Origin of the sequence: Archangium sp., from assembly GCF_045802675.1 — a bacterium.
In the GTDB taxonomy this organism is placed as follows: Bacteria; Myxococcota; Myxococcia; order Myxococcales; family Myxococcaceae; genus Archangium.
Window position 1 is genome coordinate 18,690 of record NZ_JBJMQO010000009.1, and the last position, 19,439, is coordinate 38,128.

13 protein-coding genes are annotated in these 19,439 nt (G+C 71.5%); 6 read left to right on the forward strand and 7 right to left on the reverse strand.

Annotation, left to right across the window (positions count from 1 at the left end; translation table 11 throughout):
- Nucleotides 1-29 precede the first annotated feature (29 nt).
- Nucleotides 30-410, forward strand: a complete 381-nt coding sequence (locus tag ACJ8AN_RS02015; protein ID WP_407753483.1) for a DUF5335 family protein — start codon at nt 30-32, stop codon at nt 408-410.
- 33 nt (nt 411-443) lie between these two features.
- On the opposite strand, the gene ACJ8AN_RS02020 is transcribed toward ACJ8AN_RS02015, so the two are convergent.
- The 3 genes from ACJ8AN_RS02020 to ACJ8AN_RS02030 form a co-directional block, all read right to left on the reverse strand.
- Complete coding sequence (locus ACJ8AN_RS02020) at nt 444-1,484, reverse strand: Rieske 2Fe-2S domain-containing protein (RefSeq protein ID WP_407753484.1); 1,041 nt, start codon at nt 1,482-1,484, stop codon at nt 444-446.
- A gap of 96 nt (nt 1,485-1,580) precedes the next feature.
- Nucleotides 1,581-2,156: a DUF2378 family protein gene (locus tag ACJ8AN_RS02025; protein ID WP_407753485.1), complete on the reverse strand. Its 576-nt coding sequence runs from the start codon at nt 2,154-2,156 to the stop codon at nt 1,581-1,583.
- 158 nt (nt 2,157-2,314) lie between these two features.
- A complete protein-coding gene (locus ACJ8AN_RS02030; protein WP_407753486.1) occupies nt 2,315-6,790 on the reverse strand; it encodes a DNA topoisomerase 3 in 4,476 nt (1,491 codons plus the stop codon).
- Between the two features lie 297 nt (nt 6,791-7,087).
- Here ACJ8AN_RS02030 and ACJ8AN_RS02035 point away from each other — a divergent pair, with 297 nt between their 5' ends.
- A complete protein-coding gene (locus ACJ8AN_RS02035) occupies nt 7,088-7,525 on the forward strand; it encodes a hypothetical protein (protein ID WP_407753487.1) in 438 nt (145 codons plus the stop codon).
- Between the two features lie 183 nt (nt 7,526-7,708).
- On the opposite strand, the gene ACJ8AN_RS02040 is transcribed toward ACJ8AN_RS02035, so the two are convergent.
- From ACJ8AN_RS02040 to ACJ8AN_RS02050, 3 genes are all read right to left on the reverse strand, one after another.
- On the reverse strand, nt 7,709-8,884 hold the full coding sequence (locus ACJ8AN_RS02040) for an SDR family oxidoreductase (protein ID WP_407753488.1): 1,176 nt from the start codon (nt 8,882-8,884) through the stop codon (nt 7,709-7,711).
- Between the two features lie 60 nt (nt 8,885-8,944).
- The gene (locus ACJ8AN_RS02045) at nt 8,945-10,231 is read right to left on the reverse strand and encodes an NTP/NDP exchange transporter (RefSeq protein WP_407753489.1); all 1,287 of its coding nucleotides are present in this window, start codon (nt 10,229-10,231) and stop codon (nt 8,945-8,947) included.
- Nucleotides 10,232-10,402: 171 nt separating this feature from the next.
- A complete protein-coding gene (locus ACJ8AN_RS02050) occupies nt 10,403-11,695 on the reverse strand; it encodes a pyridoxal phosphate-dependent aminotransferase (protein ID WP_407753490.1) in 1,293 nt (430 codons plus the stop codon).
- A gap of 250 nt (nt 11,696-11,945) precedes the next feature.
- Here ACJ8AN_RS02050 and ACJ8AN_RS02055 point away from each other — a divergent pair, with 250 nt between their 5' ends.
- A complete protein-coding gene (locus tag ACJ8AN_RS02055) occupies nt 11,946-12,407 on the forward strand; it encodes a CHRD domain-containing protein (RefSeq protein WP_407753491.1) in 462 nt (153 codons plus the stop codon).
- A gap of 100 nt (nt 12,408-12,507) precedes the next feature.
- Nucleotides 12,508-13,215 carry a hypothetical protein gene (locus ACJ8AN_RS02060; RefSeq protein WP_407753492.1) on the forward strand — a complete coding sequence of 236 codons (708 nt, stop codon included), beginning with the start codon at nt 12,508-12,510 and terminating at the stop codon, nt 13,213-13,215.
- A gap of 9 nt (nt 13,216-13,224) precedes the next feature.
- Here ACJ8AN_RS02060 and ACJ8AN_RS02065 read toward each other — a convergent pair whose 3' ends face one another.
- The gene (locus ACJ8AN_RS02065; RefSeq protein WP_407753493.1) at nt 13,225-15,192 is read right to left on the reverse strand and encodes a 4-alpha-glucanotransferase; all 1,968 of its coding nucleotides are present in this window, start codon (nt 15,190-15,192) and stop codon (nt 13,225-13,227) included.
- 347 nt (nt 15,193-15,539) lie between these two features.
- On the opposite strand from ACJ8AN_RS02065, the gene ACJ8AN_RS02070 reads away from it, so the two are divergent.
- Nucleotides 15,540-18,830, forward strand: a complete 3,291-nt coding sequence (locus ACJ8AN_RS02070) for a PAS domain S-box protein (protein WP_407753494.1) — start codon at nt 15,540-15,542, stop codon at nt 18,828-18,830.
- A gap of 151 nt (nt 18,831-18,981) precedes the next feature.
- The gene (locus tag ACJ8AN_RS02075) at nt 18,982-19,398 is read left to right on the forward strand and encodes an anti-sigma regulatory factor (RefSeq protein ID WP_407753495.1); all 417 of its coding nucleotides are present in this window, start codon (nt 18,982-18,984) and stop codon (nt 19,396-19,398) included.
- The last annotated feature ends 41 nt before the right edge of the window (nt 19,399-19,439 follow it).

Consider the following 19,439-nt stretch of genomic DNA (forward strand, 5'->3'; position numbering starts at 1 on the left):
CGCCGCGGCAGCGGCCAGCGAGGTGAGCCATGCATCACACGCGTGAGATTCCCCGGGAGGGGTGGGCCGACTACCTTTCCCTGCTGAGCACCGTGGAGTTCGAGCATCCGGTGCGCATCCAGGCCCGGGGGCCCGAGGTGGGAGACGAGCCGGTGGTGGGCAGCCTGCCGCTGGTGGACATCGCCGTGGCGGAGAAGGGCAGCGAGGCGGGCGCCATCGAGGTGACGGTGGGCCATCCGGGCGAGGAGCTCACCCACCGCATCATCCATCCGGAGCACGTGTGGGCCGAGGAGACCGAGCGCGGGGAGCTCGAGCTGCTCGACATCGAGGACGCGGACCACGTGCGCACGCTCATCTACTTCGAGCCGCACGAGCTGCTCGACGAGGCCTCGGCGCCATCCCCGGCGTAGGGGCCAGGGACGCGTGCCTCCCCGGCCTGTGTCTCAACCCGGCCTCAGCTCGCGAGGAGCGGGCGGGAGGCGGGCCTCGTCCTGGGCGAAGTAGAGGCGCTCGAGCAGCTTGCGGTGGTGGATGAGGGGCTTGTCGTACTTGCCCAGGCGCATGCCCTTCATGCTGTAGGGGGTGTGGGCCACCAGGGGGATGAAGCGGGCGTCGTCGCGGATTTCGAACCAGGTGAGGGCGAGCGCGGCCCGGCGCACCAGGGGCAGGAGCGGGCGCAGGCGCGCGGCGTGGAGCAGGCCGAAGGAGAAGGCGTGCAGGCGCGTGGTGGTGGCCGTCTCCGGGACGAAGAAGATGATGGCGCGGGTGGTGAAGGGGCGCGGCTGGCCGGTGGAGCTCGTCCAGCTGACGGTGTAGTCGGTGCGCACCGGGTCGAAGCGCGTCACCCAGTGGTTGTGGAAGACGTCGCCCTTGCGCAGCAGCACCAGGGGCAGGAGGTACGAGGGCCGCTGGGGCGCGCGGTAACGCACCTCGGTGCGGTCCTCGAAGTTGTGGGCCTCGTACTCAATCTCCTTCGCCTGCTCGCGATTCCACCCCAGGCGGGTGTGGACGAAGGGGGTGTGCTCGTCCTCGCTGAAGTTGTCGAGCGCCACGTGCAGCGGCGCGCGGAAGAGCATGGAGAAGGCGCCGTGGAAGTCGTAGCCCGGGGGCGCGAAGTCGGGGAAGGCGGACAGGGGCGTGTCGCGCGCGGAGAGCCACAGCCAACCGAAGCGCTCGACGAGCTGGAAGGAGCGCGCGTCGCACTTCTTGAGGTCGGGCTGGCTGGGGCTGTGGCCGTGGCCGCCGGCGTCGAAGAGCCAGCCATGGTAGGGGCACTCGAGGCGGCCCTCACGGGTGACGCGGCCGGAGGACAGCGGGGCGAAGCGGTGGGGGCACGCGTCGGCGAGCGCGGCCGGACGGCGCTCGGCATCGCGGAAGAGCACATAGGCGCGGCCCGCGAGCTCCACGCGCACCGGCTTGTCCTTCAGCTCACGGGCGGAGAGGACGGGGTGGAAGAAGCGGGTGACGTCGGGCAGGGGCTCCATGGCGCGCGAGAATATGCCCCGCCCCGGAGTGCCTCCAGAAGGGCCCGGGCGGTGGCCCCGGGTGGCGCCACTGAAGCGCGCGCCCCGGACATGGCTTCAGCCATTGACGGCCTGGGGGATGGTGGCCTCGCGCCAGCGCACGAGGAAGGTGCAGGCGGTGCCGTCGAAGGACCACACGTCCACGTGCACGTTGCGAGCGCCCGCCACCTGCTGGGCGCGGAGGATGAAGCCCGCGACGAAGGAGGGGTGCGCGTCGAGCACGTCATTCACCCACAGCTCCGAGTGCCGGGGCGTGTGCTCCAGCCGCACCTCGCTGAAGTTGTTGAAGCTGCGCAGGTCCTGCCCGAGCCGCTCCAGCATCCACCGGGGCCCGAGCGCCGGCGCCAGCTCCGAGAGCACGCGCCCGGTGGACGCCAGGAGGTGGCCCTCCATGAAGTGGATGCCCATCCACCAGTGGGCCTGTTCGGGAGGCAGGTGGGAATAGAGCGACTCGGCGCCGATGCGCACGAAGTCCTTCCACTGCTCGAGCGGGTAGGAGACGTCGAGCGGATGCTCCAGGTCCAACCCCACCTCGCGCAGCCGCCGCCGGGCGAAGGGGGTGAGGTTCGCCCCCAGCTCCCGGACGAACAGCGCCTCGATGGCCGAGGCAAATACCCGCTTCTCCGCTGGCATCTCGCTCCCTTTGGCACCTCATCGGCGCCCCCCACAGGAAAGCGGTTCCGGCACCCGGGCGCCTGCCTCGTCGAGAACGGATGCTCACTTTCTCATAAAGAAAAACGCGTCCGCTACCCCCTGGGTCGGGTTCCAGGGCCGGAGGGAGGCTGTAGGCCTCAGGATGACATGCGGCCGACGAGCGCGAGGATGGCCTCGCCGTAGCGCTCGGCGAGCTTGGGGCCGACGCCGTGGATGCGCTGCAACGCCGTGCTGTCCCGGGGGCACGAGCTGGCGATGGCGCCGAGCACCTTGTCGGTGAGGATGCGGAAGGCGGGCACGCGGCGGCGGCGGGCCTCGGTGAGACGCCAGGCGCGCAGGGCCTCGACGAGCTGGGGCGAGGCCGTGCTCACCCCGAGCGTCGCCCCGCTGCGCCGAGAGCGCTCCAACGCCCGCGCCAGGGCCTCGCGTCCCGCGGGCGCCCGAGCCGCCGCCACCGGCCGCGCCTCGTCGCCGTCGTCCCCGGTGTCGAAGTCGGGCTCGTACTCCGGCTCGTACTCGACCTCGGAAGCGGGCTCGGAAGCGGGCTCGGCTTTGGGCGCGAACCGCGACGAGGCCGCGCGCTTGCGCCCGCTGCCCTTGGCGGCCTTCGCTGTCCCCGAGGCGGCCCGCTTGCGGCGCGAGGTGCGCTGGCTGCCTCCAGCCGCGGTGCCCTTGGCGCGGGAGCCACGGCGCTTGCGAGCGGGGCCCTCGTCGGGAGGCCGGGGCAGCTGCACCTGTCCGGGGGCGGGCGCGTGGGTGCGGCGGCCCTCGGGGGTGAGCGTCACGCGCTGGAAGGTGATGTTCTGCCCGTCCTTCTCGAAGGTGTCCTCGGACAGGCGCACGAGCCCGGCGCGCACCAGGCCCCCGAGGAGCCGCTCGAAGTCGCGGCGGGGCAGGGACTCGCCGAAGAGCTCGCGGTGGAGCCGGCCGGTGGCCTGGGCATCGCGCTCGTGGAGGGCCTCGAGGATGCGCGTGAGCGCCTGGGCCTCGGAGGCCGAGGGCTCGCCGAAGCGCAGGGTGGCGCAGGACTCGGGAGCGCAGACGTCACACAGGCCGCAGGCGGCGCCCGTGTCCTGCACGTCGCCGAAGTGCGCCACGAGGTGCTTCATCCGGCAGCCGTGCGACTCGCCATAGCGGGCCATGTGCTCGAGCTGCGACTGCTTGTGCTCGCGCTGCGCCGAGTACGCGGCCATCCACCCCGGCTTGCCGCGGCGCACGGACTCGTCGGGGGTGAGCTCCACGCCGCCGTGAATCCACAGTTGCTCGAGCGCCTTGTCGAAGACGTCGGACTGCATGCGGACGCGGGCCGCGAGCGACTCCTTGGGCTCGGGCTCCTCGCGGGTGGAGCGGTAGAGGCGCTCGAGCACGGAGGGCTCGGGGTAGTCGCGCTGGTGGAAGAACTCGTGCGTGCGCCGGTCGATGAAGGAGTGCAGCAGCACGGCGCGCGAGGGTTTGCCATCCCGGCCCGCGCGGCCCAGCTCCTGGTAGTAGCCCTCGAGGCTCGCCGGCAGCGCGGCGTGCACCACGGTGCGCACGTCCGCCTTGTCGATGCCCATGCCGAAGGCGGTGGTGGCGACGATGACCTCCAGCCGTCCGCCGAGGAACGCCGACTGCACCTCGTCGCGCTCCGAGGCGCTCATGCCCGCGTGGTAGGTGCCCGTGCGGAAGTCCATGCCGAGCGCCTCGGCATAGCGCTCCGCGTGCTTGCGGGTGGAGGCGTAGACGATGGCCGGACGGTGCGAGGGCTCGGCGAGCAGCTCGCGGATGGCGTCGGAGCGCTGGCTCGGGTTGAGCTCGCGCACCTCGATGGCGATGTTGGTGCGCCGGAAGCCGTGGATGAAGGTGCGCGCGGGGGCCGTGCCCGCACCGCGCAACCCGAGCTGCTGGACGATGTCATGCTGCACGTCCGGGGTGGCCGTGGCGGTGAGCGCGACGACGGGCGCGGGGCGCAGCATGGGCAGACGGCCACCGAGCAGCCGGTAGTCCGGGCGGAAGTCATGCCCCCACTGGGAGATGCAGTGGGCCTCATCCACCGCGACGAGCGAGGGCGTGCGCCGGGCCAGCAGCTCCACGAAGCCCGGCACACCGAGCCGCTCGGGCGCGATGAAGAGGAAGTCCAGCCGGCCCTCGAGGTAGTCCGCGCACACCTGGCGCGAGGTGGCCCTGTCCCTCCCCGAGTGGATGCGCTCCGCCGCCAGCCCGAGCGACTGGAGCCGCGCCACCTGGTCCTCCATGAGCGCGATGAGCGGGCTGATGACGAGCGTCGTCCCCGCGCGCGCCAGGCCCGGCAGCTGGTAGCAGAGCGACTTGCCCGCGCCCGTCGGCATGACGAGCAGCAGATCCTTGCCCTCGGTGGCGGCGCGGCACACCGCCTCCTGGTACGGCCGGAAGTCCGCGAAGCCGTACACCTCCTGCAACAGCCCACGCAGCGCCTGGGGCGGCGTGGGCTCGCGCGGCTTGCGCTCGGGCCGCACGGTGTTGGGGCTCGTGAGCGTGAGTGGAGGGCGCGCGGTGTTGCGGGGACGCGCGGCGCCCGGCGCGAGCGGGTTGCGCGGGGGCTCGGGCTGGACCGGAAGGAGAGGGGTGGTGGCTCGCGGAGAGGACCTCGGGGCCCGGCTCCCCTCACCCCGTCCCTCTGCCGGAGGGCGAGGGGGCAGTGACGGCATGGGGATGTTGGGCGGCACCTTGCCCACCACCTCAATCACATACTCCTCGATGCCTCGCAGGAACGAGTCCAGGTCTCCACTGCCCTGCTCGATGCGCTGCAGCCACGCCTCCCACTGCCCCGTCATCGCCGGACTCTTCACGTCCGGATGCACCACCCGGATGAGCCCGATTCCCTTCTCCGTCGCCTCGAACGACTTGCCCCGCCGCACCAGGTAGCCCCGGTCCAGCAGCGTCTCGATGATGGCCGCGCGCGTGGCCGGTGTCCCCAGCCCCGACTCCCGCATCGCGTCCGCCAGCTCCTTGTCGTCCAGCGTCCGCCCCGCCGTCTCCATCGCCGTGAGCAAGCTCCCGTCCGTCAGCCTCGGCGGCGGCCGCGTCCGCTTCGTCACCGGCTTCGCGTCGCGCACCGTGCGCGCCTGTCCCTTCGCCAGCCCCGAGGGCAGCTCCTGGTCGTCCTCCGGCTCCTCCGCCTCGGCCTCGCCGCGCCCCTTCTTCCCCGCCTCGCGAGGCTTGGGCGCCTTGTCCCCTCCCCCCACGTCCAGCACCTTCCAGCCCTGGCGCTCCACCATCATCCCCGAGCTGTGGAAGCGGTCCACCCCGGGCGCCTCGCCCTCCGCCGCCTTCGCGCTCACGGCGGTGATGACGGTCGTCACCGACCAGACGAAGTCCTCGTGCCACGCCGCCAGCAGCCGGCGGCAGACGAGCTCGTAGATGTGCCGCTCCTCCGCGGACAGCCGCGCGCCCTCGGGCGAGGTGGTGGTGGGGATGATGGCGTGGTGGTCCGTCACCTTCGCGTCGTCCACGAAGCGGCGGCCCAGCGGCTTCTGCCCGGTGCCCGGCGCGAGCAGCGCCTCCCAGGGCCCACGAATGGCTCGCACCACGTCCGGCAGCGTGTCCGCCACCTGCTTCGACAGGTGCCGGCTGGCGGTACGCGGGTAGCTCAGCAGCTTGTGCTTCTCGTAGAGCGCCTGCGCCAGCTCCAACGTGCGCTGGGCGCTGTAGCCATACAGGCGGTTGGCGTGGCGCTGGAGCTCCGTCAAATCGTAGAGCAGCGGCGGCGCCATCCGCTTCGTCTCGGAGGTGACGGACTCCACGGCCGCGCGGCCCGCCTTCACGCGCTCGACGATGCGCCCGGCCTCCTCGCCGTCCGCGCTCAGCCGCCGCGCCTCGCGCGCGTCCCACTCCTTCTCCTGGCCCCGCTCGGCGGGACGGAACCACGTGCCCTGGTAGCTACCCTGGGGACCCTCGGGGCCCGCCGGACCGAAGGTGGCGACAATCTCCAGGTAGTCCCTGGGCACGAAGTCGCGGATGGCCAGCTCGCGCTCCACCACCATGGCCAGCGTGGGCGTCTGCACCCGCCCCACCGAGAACGTGTCCCCGCACGCCAGCGTGTACAGGCGCGACAGGTTCATCCCCACCAGCCAGTCCGCCCGGCTGCGCCCCCGCGCCGCGTCCGCCAGCCCGTCGTACTCCTTGCCCGACTTCAGCGCGCGGAAGCCCTCGCGGATGGCGCCCTCCGTCAGCGAGGACACCCACAGCCGCCGCACCGGCTTGCGGCACCCCGCCGCCTCGTAGATGTAGCGGAAGATGAGCTCGCCCTCGCGCCCGGCGTCCGTCGCGCACACCACGCCGTCCACCTCGGGCGCGGTCATCACCCGGCGCACCACCTTGAACTGGCTCGCCGTCTTCTCCTCCACCACCAGCGGCCAGTCCCGAGGCAGCATGGGCAACAGCTCGCGCTGCCAGCGCTTCCACTCCGGCTTCATCTCGTGCGGCTGCGCCAGCCCCACCAGGTGGCCGATGGCCCACGTCACCACGTAGCCATTGCCGCGGAAACACCCCTCGCCCGGCTCGCGAGCGCCCAGCACCCGCGCGATGTCGCGCGCCATGGCCGGCTTCTCCGCCACCACGGCCAGCACGCCCCGTCCTCCGTCACCCATGGTCATCCCACCTCATCGCAACCCATCCTCCTGCATACCGCGCCCACCCCTCCCACCTGCAAGGCCGTTCAGCCACCCCGCTTCCCTACTCGGAGAGCAGGCGAGCAGACGCGGGGTATGAGTGGCGCTCGCCCGCTTGCCTTCCTTCGGCGCTCGGCAACCCGCTTGGCGTCCTTACGCAAGCGGTTGTCGTCCCAGCGGAAAACTCACGATCGCACTTTGGCCAATATCCCGCCTGTCACTCACGCGCTCACGGGCCCGCCACGAGGGGGGCGGCCCATGCAGCTCACGGTGGAGGATGCCATGAATGCATCGCGTCATCAGGGCCACGGGAAGCGGACGGAAGGGAAGGCGGGCGTGGTCCTGCATGTGGGGGGGAAGCCCGACGCGTCGGTGACGAAGACTCTGGGCCGGCTGTCGTGGAGGGCCGGTCAGACCGAGCGCGATGGGGGCAACCGACTGGAAGTGCCCCGGCTGGCGTCCTTCGCGGGGGCGAAGCGGACCCAGCTGGCGGTGCTGACGGAGGCCGCGGTGATGGCCGAGCTGCGTCGGGTGGTCACGGGGGTGACGTGCCTGGCCGCGGTCCGGCCGCTGTCACCGAGGCTGGCGGCGGCCCCCATCGTGCTCGCCAGAGGTGAAGGCTTCAGCGCCGGCCGGGCCTCGCGCTCCGAGCCGGTGGGCTTCGTCCCCCACCACGGCGCCGACGAGTGGGGGGACGAGGGCGGTATCTACAGCTGGTAGGGCCTTTGCTTTCAGCCCCCCTGGTGCACCGGGGGGCCGGCCTGGGAGCCCCACGGGGGTGGGACTCCGAGGCTGACGACCCCACGACTCCTGCCCGCCGGAGGGGGCGGGCAGACGAGGTCGAGGTCGGAGTGATGGGGGATGTCTCGCTCAGAAACGAGGCATCCCCCATTTTTTTTGCCTTCAGCGCGCCTGGGCCGTCCCGGCCTGCTGCTGATGCCAGGCGGCGAGCACCTCGCGCTCGCGCTCCGGGGTGAGGCCGGCGCGCTTGCGCAGCTCCACCTGCCGCTCCGGGGGCAGCCCGTTGAACCAGGCCAGCGTGTCGCGCGCCGTGTCCACCGTGGGGCGGAACCTCAGCCCGCGCGCCACCGCCCGGGCGTTGCTCACGGCGCTCATGCCCGCCAGCTCGCCCCCGGGCGTCACCCACACGGGCATGTCCATCCACGCCCTCACGTTCTGCTTCTCCAGGAAGGCGGCGTCGGTCCAGGTGAAGGTGGCGTCGCTGGTGCTGGCCTGCTTGCAGGCCTCCAGCAGCCCCTTCATGGTGAGCGGCTTGTCCGGGCCCGTGGCGTTGAAGGTGCCCACGTCCCGGCTCTCCACGGTGAGGATGGCCCACTCGGCCAGGTCGCGCACGTCGATGAACTGCGCCGAATCCGAGCCGTTGCCGGGAGCGAGCACCTCGCCGCCCTGGGCCACGCGCACCGGCCAGTAGGTGAAGCGCTGGGTGGGGTCATCCGGGCCCACGATGAGGCCCGGGCGGATGAGGGTGGCGCGGCCGGGGAAGGCCGCCTCGGCCGCCTGTTCGCAGAGGGCCTTGAGGGCGCCGTAGTTCTCGCGGACGTCCTCGTTGGTGGGGTCGCTCACGGTGGCCAGCGGCGAGCTCTCATCCATGCCCGGCCGGGGCAGCTCCTTGTAGACGGAGATGGTGGAGATGAAGACGTAGTGGCCCACGTTGGGGGCCAGCAGCTCCGCCGAGGCGCGCACGATGCGGGGCACGTAGCCCGAGGTGTCGATGACGGCGTCCCAGCCGCGCCCCTCGAGCGCCTTGAGGCCCTCGCCATTCCTCGGGTCCCGGTCCCCGTGCAGCTTCTCCACGTCGGGGAAGAGCTGGGGCCGCGTCTTGCCGCGGTTGAAGAGGGTGACGGTGTGGCCGCGCGCCCGGGCCGCCTCCACCAACTGGGGACCGAGGAAGCCCGTCCCTCCGAGGATGAGGATGCGCTTGCTCCCACCCCGCGGCGGGGACGTCCGGGCCGCTTCAGCAGGCGCCGTCTGGCCCTCCTTCGTCGCGGCACACCGCACGGCCCAGAGCGAGCCGAGCGCGGCGGCTCCCTTCAGCACCCCTCTACGAGACAGCTTCATGTGGATGACCCCCTCTTCGAGTGCAACGGATGAAAGCGTGCCGTCCCACGGGCCGGCGATTCAGCGGGCCGCGTCGGCGGCCGGAGCGAGCACGGGCGCCTCGGCCGGAGCGGAGGTGCGCTGGTGCCGGGCGAGCCACAGGGACACCGCGAGCCACAGGCCCGCCACGGGCACCGCCGCCAGCGCCAGCCCCGCCGTGCCCAGCCCGAGCGTGTCGAGTCCCGTGTACATCCAGGCGCTCACCGAGTCGCTGCCGCGGTACACCACCGTGTCGATGAAGCCCTTGGACTTGTACTTCGTCTCGCGGTCCACGCTGGTGAAGAGGATTTCCCGGCCGGGCCGCTCGAAGGCGTAGTGCGAGGCATTGCGCAGCGACTTGAAGCCGATGAGCACGCCCAGCGAGGGCACCACCGCCAGCCCGGCGAAACCGAGCGCGGTGAGCAGCGGTGCCATGGCCAGCGCCGCGCCCAGGCCGAAGCGCGGAATGAGGCGCCCCGTCACCACCGTCTGCAACACGAGCGTGAGCACCTGCACCCAGAAGTCGATGTCCGCGAAAGCAGCCGCGCGCGCGTTGGCGCCGGAGGCCACCTTGTCCACGATGTGGGCCTGCTGGTTGTAGAGGAACGTGGAGGTGGCGGCGTACAGGAGCATCTGCAGCGCCAGCCCCAGCAGCAGCGGCGAGGAGAAGAGCAGCCGCAGCCCGGCGAACACGCCGCCGCCCACCGGGGCCTCGGTGGCACCCGCCCGGGGCTGCACGAGCGTGGCCCGGCGCGACAACAGCCGCACGCACCGCGCGCTGCCCTCCAGCAGCACCGCGGTGAGCAGCATCAGGTGGGTGGCCCCCAGCGGCTCGGCCAGCAGCTTCACCAGGAAGGGCCCCACCAACATCCCCGCCGTGCCTCCCGCGGCGATGAAGCCGAAGAGGCGCCGGCCCTGCTCGCTCACGAACAGGTCCGCCATGAAGCTCCAGAAGACGGAGACGACGAAGAGGTTGTAGACGCTCACCCAGACGAAGAAGGCCCGCGCCACCTCGTCCCGCGCCACCCCCAGCTTCAGCACCCCGAAGAAGGCCAGCAGGTTGAGCAGGAAGAAGCGGTAGACGAGCGGTATCACCCGCTGCCTCGGCCAGCGCGCCACCAGCGCCGAGAAGGCCGGCACCGCCACCAGCATCACCACGAAGGTCGCCGTGAAGAGCCACGGCACGTTCTTCACGCCCCCCGCCGTCGCCATCTCGTCGCGCAGCGGCTTGAGGATGGCGTAGCCGCACATCAGCGTGAAGAAGTAGACGAAGGACAGCAGGACCGAGCCCACCTCCTCGTCCTTCACGTTCACGAATCTCTTGAGCATGGGTGCTGGTGCCGTCCCCGGGTGCACTCGGCCAGGGGGTGCTTCCCCCCCGAGCGTGCCGCCACCAACCGCGGCACGTAGGTACTATTCCCGAGCCTCATGGCTCCCACCAGCCCCCCGGCCGGAGCGCTCCAGGACCTCGCGTGAAGCGCCCCCAGCCCTCGGGTGCGGCTACTTGCCCACCGCCTCGCGCAGCACCGCTTCCACCCTCGGCAGCGCGGCCTTGATTTCCTCCATCGACACCGCGCCCACCGACAGGCGGAACCAACCCGTCTCGTCCTTCAGGCCGAAGGCCTGGAAGGGCACCAGCGCGAAGCCCGCCTTGTCCAACAGCAGCTTGCGGATGTCGTCGTTCGTCTTCAGCCCCGCCCTGCCGACGAGGTCGAACTGCGCCGACAGGTAGATGGCGCCCTGCGGCGCGATGGAGCGCACCGGCAGCCCCGCCTCCCGCATCGCCGAGAGGCCCTGGTGCAACGCCACCAGCCGCTCGTCCACCCGCCGCTTCATCGTCTCCAGGTAGCTCGACACCGCCGGCACGTCATCCAGGAAGCGCGCCACCGCCACCTGCTCGGCCTTCGGCGCCCACGCGCCCACGTGCCCCAACACGTCCTTCATCCTCGAGATGATGGACGGCGGCCCCAGCGACCAGCCCACGCGCACGCCCGTCGCCGCGAACGCCTTCGAGATGCCATCCACGAATACCGTGTACGGCGCCAGTTCCGGCACCAGCTCCAGCGGCGTCACGTGCTTCGCCTGCCCGAACGTGAGCGTCCAATAAATCTGGTCGTACATCACGACGAGCGGCTTGCGCCCCGCCGCCTCGCGCTTGCGGTTCTCCTCCACCACGCGCTGGCCGATGTCCCGCAGGGCCTCGGCCGAAATCATCGTCCCCGTGGGATTGAGCGGGCTGCACAGACACAACAGCCGCGCCTCCGGCAGGTGCGGCGCCAGCTGCTCCACCGTGGGCATGAAGCCGTGCTCGGCGGACGTCACCACCTCCACCCGCTTCGCCCCCGCCATGTACGAGTAGTGGTTGTTGTTCCACGACGGCACCGGGTAGACGACCGTGTCCCCCGCATCCACCACCGCGCGGAAGATGGCGTAGATGAGCGGCCGCGCGCCTCCGGCGATGAGCACGCTCTCCAGCGGATACTTCAGGCCCAGCGCGCGCTCGTAGAAGCGCTGCACCGCCTGCCGCAGCGACAGCACTCCATCCGAGGGCGGGTAGTTCGTCTCGCCCGCCTTCAGCGCCGCGGCGATGGCCTCGCCCAGCGCGGTGGGAATGGGGAACTCCTTGGGGTTGAAGTCTCCCACGGTGAGGTTGCACACCTGCTTGCCCTGGGTCACCAGCTCGCGGATCTCCCCCGAGATGCGGAGGATTTCGCTGCCGATGAGGCCACGCGCCAGCGTGCTGACGGTGTCGTCCCTCCGGGTGCCGAGCAGGGGGGTAAGGTCGAGTGCCATGGGAGCTTCACTCCAAGGGGTGGGGGGCCGCGTCCAGCCGAACGATATACGCGGCGCGGTACGCCATCCCAAGTGCCGCGTGGGATTTTCCGCCTCCCCCGCGGGCACCCGCTCCGAACGCCTCCTTCCTCACTCGGCCCCGGGCAACTGCCCGATACCGGGCACTTTCTCCGCCTCGTGGATCAATGGCGCCGCGGAAGTCCTTTAGACACGCTGCCCCACCCTCCAGGGGTACAGACAGGAGACTGTGATGCACATTCGTGACACGAAGCGCTTGGCGGTGCTGACGTCGATGGTGGCCGGGCTGCTGCTGGCCGGCTGCGGGGGCGCGTCCGTATCGACCACTCAATTGCAGGGCACCAACGAGGTTCCCCCGACGTCGTCCTCCGCCACCGGCACGGCCACCGCCACGCTCGATGGGGATGACCTCACCGTCACCGGCAGCTTCAGCGGACTGTCGAGCGCCCTGCACGAGGTGTCCGGCAGCGGGGCGCACGTCCACCAGGCGGCCGCGGGCCAGAATGGTGACATCGTCTTCAACCTCGACGTCACCCCCGGCGCCGACTCGCGCAGCGGGGCCTTCTCCGGGAAGAAGACGCTCAACGACACCCAGAAGACAGCCTTCAAGGGCGGGCTCTTCTACGTAAACATCCACTCCGAGAACTTCCCCATGGGGGAGATTCGCGGCCAGTTCAGCAACGTCACCTACTGACGCCCTCCTCCTCCCCGGCAATCGTGCTGGAACTCGGACGGCGCTCGTGCCACATGGGGCCCCGTCCGGCCCGGCCTCTCGGGCCGCAGGGAGGATGATGATGAAGATGCTGGGACGCTGGATGCCGACGCTCGGGCTCGCCGCCTGCCTCGCGGCTTCCGGCTGCAAGAAGGAGGAGACGGCTCCGCCCCCGCCCGCGGAGCCCTCCGCTCCCGCCGCGCAGCCCGTCGACGCGGGCGCTCCTCCGGCCCCCGAGGCCGACGCCGGTGCGCCCCCCGAGGCCGACGCCGGTGCCGCGCCCGCTCCCGGAGCGACTCAACAGACGCCCCCGCCCGGCCCGGGCACCCAGGCCGTCGCGCCGGAGAACCCGAAGAATCGCGAGTGGACCGCGGGCGTCGTGGACCTGCCGCGCGCCAGCCTGAAGCCCGTGACGCTGCGCGAGGTGCGCGAGGCCCGCAACGAGGGCTTCGACCGCGTCGTGTTCCAGTTCGACGGCGATCAACTGCCCGGCTACCACCTCGAGTACATCGACGCGCCCGTCATCAAATGCGGCTCGGGAGACCCCACGGCCATCGCCGGCCAGGGCTGGCTCCAGGTGCGCCTGCAGCCCGCGCAGGCGCACGAGGGCGGTAAGGCCACCGTCGGCGCTCGCGAGCGCAAGCCCGGGCTGCCCCTCCTCGAGGAGCTGGAGCTCACGTGCGACTTCGAGGGCGAAACCACCTGGGTGCTCGGCGTGAAGCACCCCAACACGTACCGTGTCATGGAGCTGAAGGAGCCCACCCGCCTCGTGGTGGACGTGCGGCACTGAGCACGCCCCTCACCCGCGTGGCAGCTCCTCGGCCAGACGCTCCAGCGCCGCGATGAGCTGCCGGTGCCGCGCCCGGGCCTCCGCACCGCCCGCGCGCAGCGCCAGGGCCAACGCCCTCGGCAGGTTCAGCGCCGCGTTGCTCCCGAGCTTCTCCACGTACTCGCGCCGGTAGTCGTTGGGCACGCGCAGGCTCCAGTTCTCCTCGCTCACCGTGCCCGGCGCGTTGTACGTCTCCTTCATCCCCAGCAGGTCCGCGAAGAACACCATCACGTTCTCCGCCCGGCTCGCGAAGAGGTCCGCGAACTTCGCCTGCTCCAGCATCCCCGGCTCCGTCAGCAGCCGCCTCGCGAGCTCCTCGCGCCCCTCCTCCTCCGGGTGCAGCCTCCACGCCAGGTAGTCCGCCTGCGCCTTCGCCTCGCCCTCCTGCCGCCACCGCTCCGCCAGCGCCCAGAGGGGCCGCGTGTCGTGGTTGCCCACCATGATCCAATCCTGGGGCGCGGCGTTCTCGCCGCGGTACACGTCCTGGGGATTCGTCAGGTCCGCCTTCTGCGTCACGCGGAAGCGTCCCAGCCCGTACTGCTCCACCACCCGCTTCAGCGGATGGGGCTGCGTGCTCAACACCTCGCACAGCAGGTCCGACACCTTGCGCCCCTGCGCCTGCGCCGCGGCGATGATGGCATCGAAGATGGCGCCGTAGCGGCGCACCTGGGCCGGGTTCAGCTCGCGCACCCAGCCGTCCGCGTGGCGCGGCAGCGAGCGGTCCAACTGCGCCGGCGGAACAATCGCCCAGCGCGCCAGCTCCGGATGGTCCGGCAGGTCCGGCGAGGAGAACAGCCGCGCGCCATGCTGCACCGCGCGCAGCGTGTTCATCTCCCCGGCCCGGTACACCCACGGGCACACCAGTCCGTGCGGATGGTCGATGCGCAGCCCGTCGTACTCGGACAGCATCTTGTTCACCCGCAGGCCCATGAACCACAACACCGGGCCGGGCTGGGGCACCCCCGCGTACATGCCCGTCGTGGCCGGCGGCGCGTGGTATTGCGCCGGATCCAACACCGGGTAGTTCCACGGCTGGCCCTCGGGATTGGTGCGGCTCGGAGGCGCCCCCATCAGGTACGAGCCCAGGAACAGCCCCTGGTACGCCCACGCATCCCGCGGCGAAAAACCAATCTGCAAATCCCCGAAGAGCTTCAGCCCCCACGCCGCCGTCCGCTCCCGCAGCGCCGCGTGCTGCGAGTGCACGAGGAACTGCCGGAACGCATACGCCTCCACCTGCCCGGCGTACTTCTTCAGCAGCACCTGCCGGCGCGTGCCGAACGCCGCCTCCTCGCCGGGACGCGGGCTCCACAGCCGCCGGTCCCACTCGCTCGGCCACTCCTTCCAGTAGGGGCGCCCGTGCTCCGTGCACAGCGCGTCGTAGAGCGAGTCGCGCTCCAACCACTCGCGGTGCTCGCGCTGGAAGGTGTCGAAGTGCCCGGAGAGCCACGCGATGGCACTGCCCGGCGCCGCCCGCGCGCGCTTGTGCTGGAAGGCCTCCCACGCCTCCTGCAACGCCTCGTGCTGGGCGCGGAAGACGTAGCCGTGCTTCACCCGGGCGTCACCGCCGGGCCGCGCCCCGACGAGCGCCTGCACCCGCTCGGGCCGCAGCAGTCCACCCCAGGACTCCTCGTTCGTGAGGGACGCGAGCGCCACGTTCAGCACGTTGCGCGAGAAGAGCGTCCCGTCGTACGGCGAGGCGTTGTCCTCCGTGCTCTGCCCCTGCGGGCCGAGCTGAATGCCGTTGAAGCCCAGCTCGCGCGCGAACTCGAGGAAGCCCAGGCCCCCCTCCGAGTACGGCGAGCCCCGGCCCACGTCCTCGCCCGGAGCGCTCGGGAAGCTCGGGTCGTGGAGGCTCAGCACCAGGTTGCGCACGTTCAACGCGGCCAGCGCCGCCGTCACGTGTCGCCGGTAGTCTTCGGGCAGGGTTCCTCGGGGCATCGGCACGGCTCCGGGGGAGGGGCCCCCCACCCTACGAGATAGCGGCGGGGCCGTGAACCCCTGCCCGCCCCACCCCCCGGCTCCTGAACAACTCCCCGCCCCGGGAGGAGCCCTGCCCTCCCTGGGGCGCAGCAGCCAGGCCCTCCCGGGCGATGCCCTCCGAGCGTGGAATGAGCACGTTGCCATGAACATTGTGGAATCGGGCCGAGGAACGTCCATCTCGAGCACAGGAGGAGCCCTTGCCCGAGAGCCATCGCAGCGAAGCGGAGCCGACCCCATCAACCCGGTCCGGGCCCGAGCGGGAGCGGGACGCGCTTGCCCACGATGCGGCCCTCTGCAGGCGGGTGGTGGAGAGCATCGAGGACGTGGCCATCGCGACGGCGGACCCCCACGGCCTCATCACCGGCTGGAACCTGGGGTCCGAGCGGCTCTTCGGGTACCGGAGCGCGGAGCTCCTGGGCCAACCCTGCTCCCTCGTCTTCACGCCCGAGGACCGCGAGCGGCACGCGCCGGAGCACCTGATGGCCACGGCCAGCACGGAAGGCAGGGTCACGGACGAGCGGTGGTACCTGCGCAAGGACGGCAGCCGTCTCTGGGCCCGCATCGTCACCACGGCGCTCCGGGACGAGGAAGGCCAGCTCATCGGCTTCGTCAAGGTGAGCCGGGACCTCACCGACAACAAGCTCACCACCGACGCGGCCCGGGAGCAGGCCGCCCGCCGCGCCGATCTCATCGCCCTCCAGCGGGAGCTCGCCGCCGAGGAGCTCGAGCCGGACGCGCTCATGAGCCTCATCACCGGACGGGTGCAGGCGCTCATGCGCTCCACGGGCGCCGTCATCGCGCTGCTCGAGGACGACTCGCTCGTCTTCCAGATGGCCAGCGGCCAGGCGATCGCCCACCAGGGTGCACGCTTCCGGCTCGACGAGACCCTGTGCGGCTCGAGCGTCCGGACCAGTCAGGCCCTCAAGCTCGATGACTCGTGGGCCGATGAGCGGAAGGAGGCGGAGCTGCTGCGGCGCATGGGCATCCGCTCCCTGCTCGTCGCCCCCCTCTTCCACCACCGCAGGCCCATCGGCGTGCTCGAGCTGCACTCGGACGGGCCGAACGCCTTCAGCGATGCGGACGTGGAGCACCTGAGCTTCCTGGCCGGCTTCGTCGCGTCCTTCCTCGTGCGCGCCACCGAGCGGCAGCGGCTCCAGGCGGTGCTGAAAATCCTTCCGGTCGGGGTCACCCTCGCGGATCGCTCGGGCCAGCTCATCGAGGCCAATCCCGCCGCCTATGCCCTCTGGGGCCCCGGCATGCCCCTGGGGGAGACGCCGGAGAACTACGACCGCTTCAAGGCGTGGTGGCCGCGCACGGGCCGCCGCCTCGGCGCACACGAGTGGGGCATGGCCCGCGCCATCGAGAAGGGGGATATCTCCGGCCCGGAGGAGCTGGAGATCGAAACCTTCACCGGCGAGCACAAGAGCATCCTCCACCATGCGCGTCCCATCCGCGACGCGACCGGCCGCATCACCGGCGCCGTGTCGGTGAGCATCGACTTCACCGAGCAGAAGCGGGAGCGGGAGAAGCTCCTCGAGGCCAACAGCCGCCTCGATGCCGCCGTCCACGCCAGCGGCCAGCTCTTCTTCGACTGGGATCCCATCAGCGATGAGATCGCCTTCGACGGGGATGTGGAGCGGGTCATCGGCTACTCGGCGGAGGAGATGCCCGGCACGCTGACCCAGGCGATGGAGGTCATCCATCCGGAGGACCGGGCCCACTTCATCACCGAGCTGGAGAAGACGAGGACCGAGGGCACGCGGCTCGACCTGGGCTTTCGCATCCTGCACAAGGACGGCTCGGTGCGCCACGTCTGGGACACCGGCTGCTTCTACTCCGGCGCCGGGAAGGGCACCCCGCGCATGGTCGGCTTCGTGCGCGACATCACCGAGCGCAAGCGCACGGAGGAGATGACGTTGAAGCTGGCCCGGGAGGAGGCGGCCCGCACCGAGGCGGAGGTGGCGCGCCGGCGGATGGAGGCCCTGCTCGCGGAGCAGCGGCGCCTCACCGCCATCCTCGAGGCCACCCCCGACCTGGTGGGCACCTTCGACGCCGCGGGGCGGCTGCTGTACCTCAACCGCGCGGGGCGGCGGCTGCTCGGACTGGACGAGGAGCAGCTCACCCGGAGCACCCTCGTGGATCTCCACCCGGAATGGGCCGCCTCGCTGCTGCTGCGCGAGGGCATCCCCACCGCCATCCGCGAGGGCTCCTGGAGCGGAGAGACGGCCGTGGTGCGCGCGGACCGCAAGGAGCTGCCCACCTCCCAGGTCCTCATCGCCCACCGGCAGCCGAATGGGGCGGTGGCGTACCTCTCCACCATCGCGCGCGACATCGCCGAGCGCAAACAGGTGGAGGAGGCCCAGCAGTTCCTCTCCGAGGCCAGCCGCACCTTCGCCGGGTCGCTCGAGCGCCAGGCCGTCCTCGACAGCCTCACCCGGCTGGCGGTGTCGCGGCTGGCGGACTGCTGCATCACCTACTGGGTGGGAAGGGACGGCAAGGCCCGGCCGGTGGCGGCGGCCCTGCACGGGAAGGACAGCGGGGAGCTGCTCGAGAGGCTGCGCGGCCTGCCCCCGGAAGGAGACCAGCAGCAGGGCATCTCCCGGGTGCTCCGCGTGGGCGAGCCGGAACGGGTGAGCGACGTCACCGAGGCCTGGCTCCGGGCCATCAGCCGCGGCGAGGAGCACTTCCGCCTCCTGCGCGAGCTCGCCCCCACCTCGGTGATGCTGGTGCCGCTGACGTTCCGCGAGCGCACCCTCGGCGCCCTCTTCCTCGCCTCGTCGCGGCGGGAGCGGCACTACGGCCCGGCGGACCTCGTGCTCGCCGAGGAGCTCGCCAGCCGCGCGGGGCTCGCCATCGAGAACGCCCGCCTCTACCACGCCTCCCAGCGCGCCACCCGCGCCCGCGACGAGGTGCTCGCCATCGTCTCCCATGACCTGCGCAATCCCCTCAGCACCATCTCCATGAGCGGCAAGCTGCTGCTGGAGAAGACGCCCCCGGAGAAGACGCGAGAGCGGCGGCAGCTCCAGGCCATCCAGCGCTCGGCCGAGCGGATGAACCGCCTCATCCAGGACCTGCTCGACGTGGCGCGGATGGAGGCCGGGCACCTGTCGGTGGAGCGGCGGCGCGAGGAGGTGGCGCCGCTGATGCACGACGCGCTGGAGTTGCAGCGCACGCTGGCCGAGGAGAAGGGCATCCACCTGGAGGAGTCCGTGCAGGGGGCCCTGCCCGCGGTGTCGGTGGACCGGGAGCGGATTCTCCAGGTGCTGCAGAACCTGATGGGCAACGCCCTGCGCTTCACCCCCGAGGGCGGGCGCATCTCGCTGAAGGCCTGGCGGGTGGGCCAGGAGGTGCACCTCTCGGTGACGGACACCGGGCCGGGCATCGCCCAGGAGTCCCTGCCCCACCTCTTCGAGCCCTTCTGGCAGGAGCGGCGCACCGAGGGCGCCGGGCTGGGCCTGGCCATCGTCAAGGGCATCGTCGAGGCGCACGGCGGCCGCATCTGGGTGGAGAGCCAGTTGGGACAGGGAACGACGTTCGTCTTCACCGTGCCCATCTCCACCGCCCCCGCGCGGGAGGAGCAGCCGCTGCCGCACTGAGCGGCTCCGACTCCAGGGCAATGGCAACCCCCACCCGCCCTCTCTCGTATGCCCTCCCGGGCACGTTGTGCGCGACCTGTCCTCGAGGCCTCTTGCCTCGCAACGACCACCTCTCCACCTTTCGCGCCATGCGAGCTCCCGTGGGCGGGCCATGACGCTCCACGTCCTCTCCCTGCAGGAGCTGAAGATAGACAACGAGGAGGACGTGGTCCTCGTGCGCCGCGCCGTGCGCTTGCTGGCGGAGGCCCGGAGCTTCGACTCGTTCACCACGGCGGCCCTCACCACCGCCGTCACCGAGCTCAGCCGCAACGTGTGGGTGCATGCCCAACGGGGCAGGGCCCTCATCGAGGAGGTGACGGACGGAGTGCGCACGGGCATCCGGGCGGAGTTCCACGACGAGGGGCCCGGCATCCCCGACCTCGACTGGGCCCTGACCGACGGACACAGCACCGCGGCGTCCCTGGGCCTGGGGCTGAGCGGCACCCGGCGGCTGGTGGACGAGTTCCACATCGAGTCCCAGCCCGGCCAGGGCACCCTGGTGCGCATCACCAAGTGGAAACGGTTCTGAACACTGGGACGGCGTGTGCATGGACGCTCCCGCCCGCGGTT

Excerpts from the sequence above, each read along its gene's own strand:
- ACJ8AN_RS02015 (WP_407753483.1), top strand. The coding sequence starts at position 30 with ATGCATCACACGCGTGAGATTCCCCGGGAGGGGTGGGCCGACTACCTT.
- ACJ8AN_RS02020 (WP_407753484.1), bottom strand. The coding sequence starts at position 1,484 with ATGGAGCCCCTGCCCGACGTCACCCGCTTCTTCCACCCCGTCCTCTCC.
- ACJ8AN_RS02025 (WP_407753485.1), bottom strand. The coding sequence starts at position 2,156 with ATGCCAGCGGAGAAGCGGGTATTTGCCTCGGCCATCGAGGCGCTGTTC.
- ACJ8AN_RS02030 (WP_407753486.1), bottom strand. The coding sequence starts at position 6,790 with ATGACCATGGGTGACGGAGGACGGGGCGTGCTGGCCGTGGTGGCGGAG.
- ACJ8AN_RS02035 (WP_407753487.1), top strand. The coding sequence starts at position 7,088 with ATGAATGCATCGCGTCATCAGGGCCACGGGAAGCGGACGGAAGGGAAG.
- ACJ8AN_RS02040 (WP_407753488.1), bottom strand. The coding sequence starts at position 8,884 with ATGAAGCTGTCTCGTAGAGGGGTGCTGAAGGGAGCCGCCGCGCTCGGC.
- ACJ8AN_RS02045 (WP_407753489.1), bottom strand. The coding sequence starts at position 10,231 with ATGCTCAAGAGATTCGTGAACGTGAAGGACGAGGAGGTGGGCTCGGTC.
- ACJ8AN_RS02050 (WP_407753490.1), bottom strand. The coding sequence starts at position 11,695 with ATGGCACTCGACCTTACCCCCCTGCTCGGCACCCGGAGGGACGACACC.
- ACJ8AN_RS02055 (WP_407753491.1), top strand. The coding sequence starts at position 11,946 with ATGCACATTCGTGACACGAAGCGCTTGGCGGTGCTGACGTCGATGGTG.
- ACJ8AN_RS02060 (WP_407753492.1), top strand. The coding sequence starts at position 12,508 with ATGAAGATGCTGGGACGCTGGATGCCGACGCTCGGGCTCGCCGCCTGC.
- ACJ8AN_RS02065 (WP_407753493.1), bottom strand. The coding sequence starts at position 15,192 with ATGCCCCGAGGAACCCTGCCCGAAGACTACCGGCGACACGTGACGGCG.
- ACJ8AN_RS02075 (WP_407753495.1), top strand. The coding sequence starts at position 18,982 with ATGACGCTCCACGTCCTCTCCCTGCAGGAGCTGAAGATAGACAACGAG.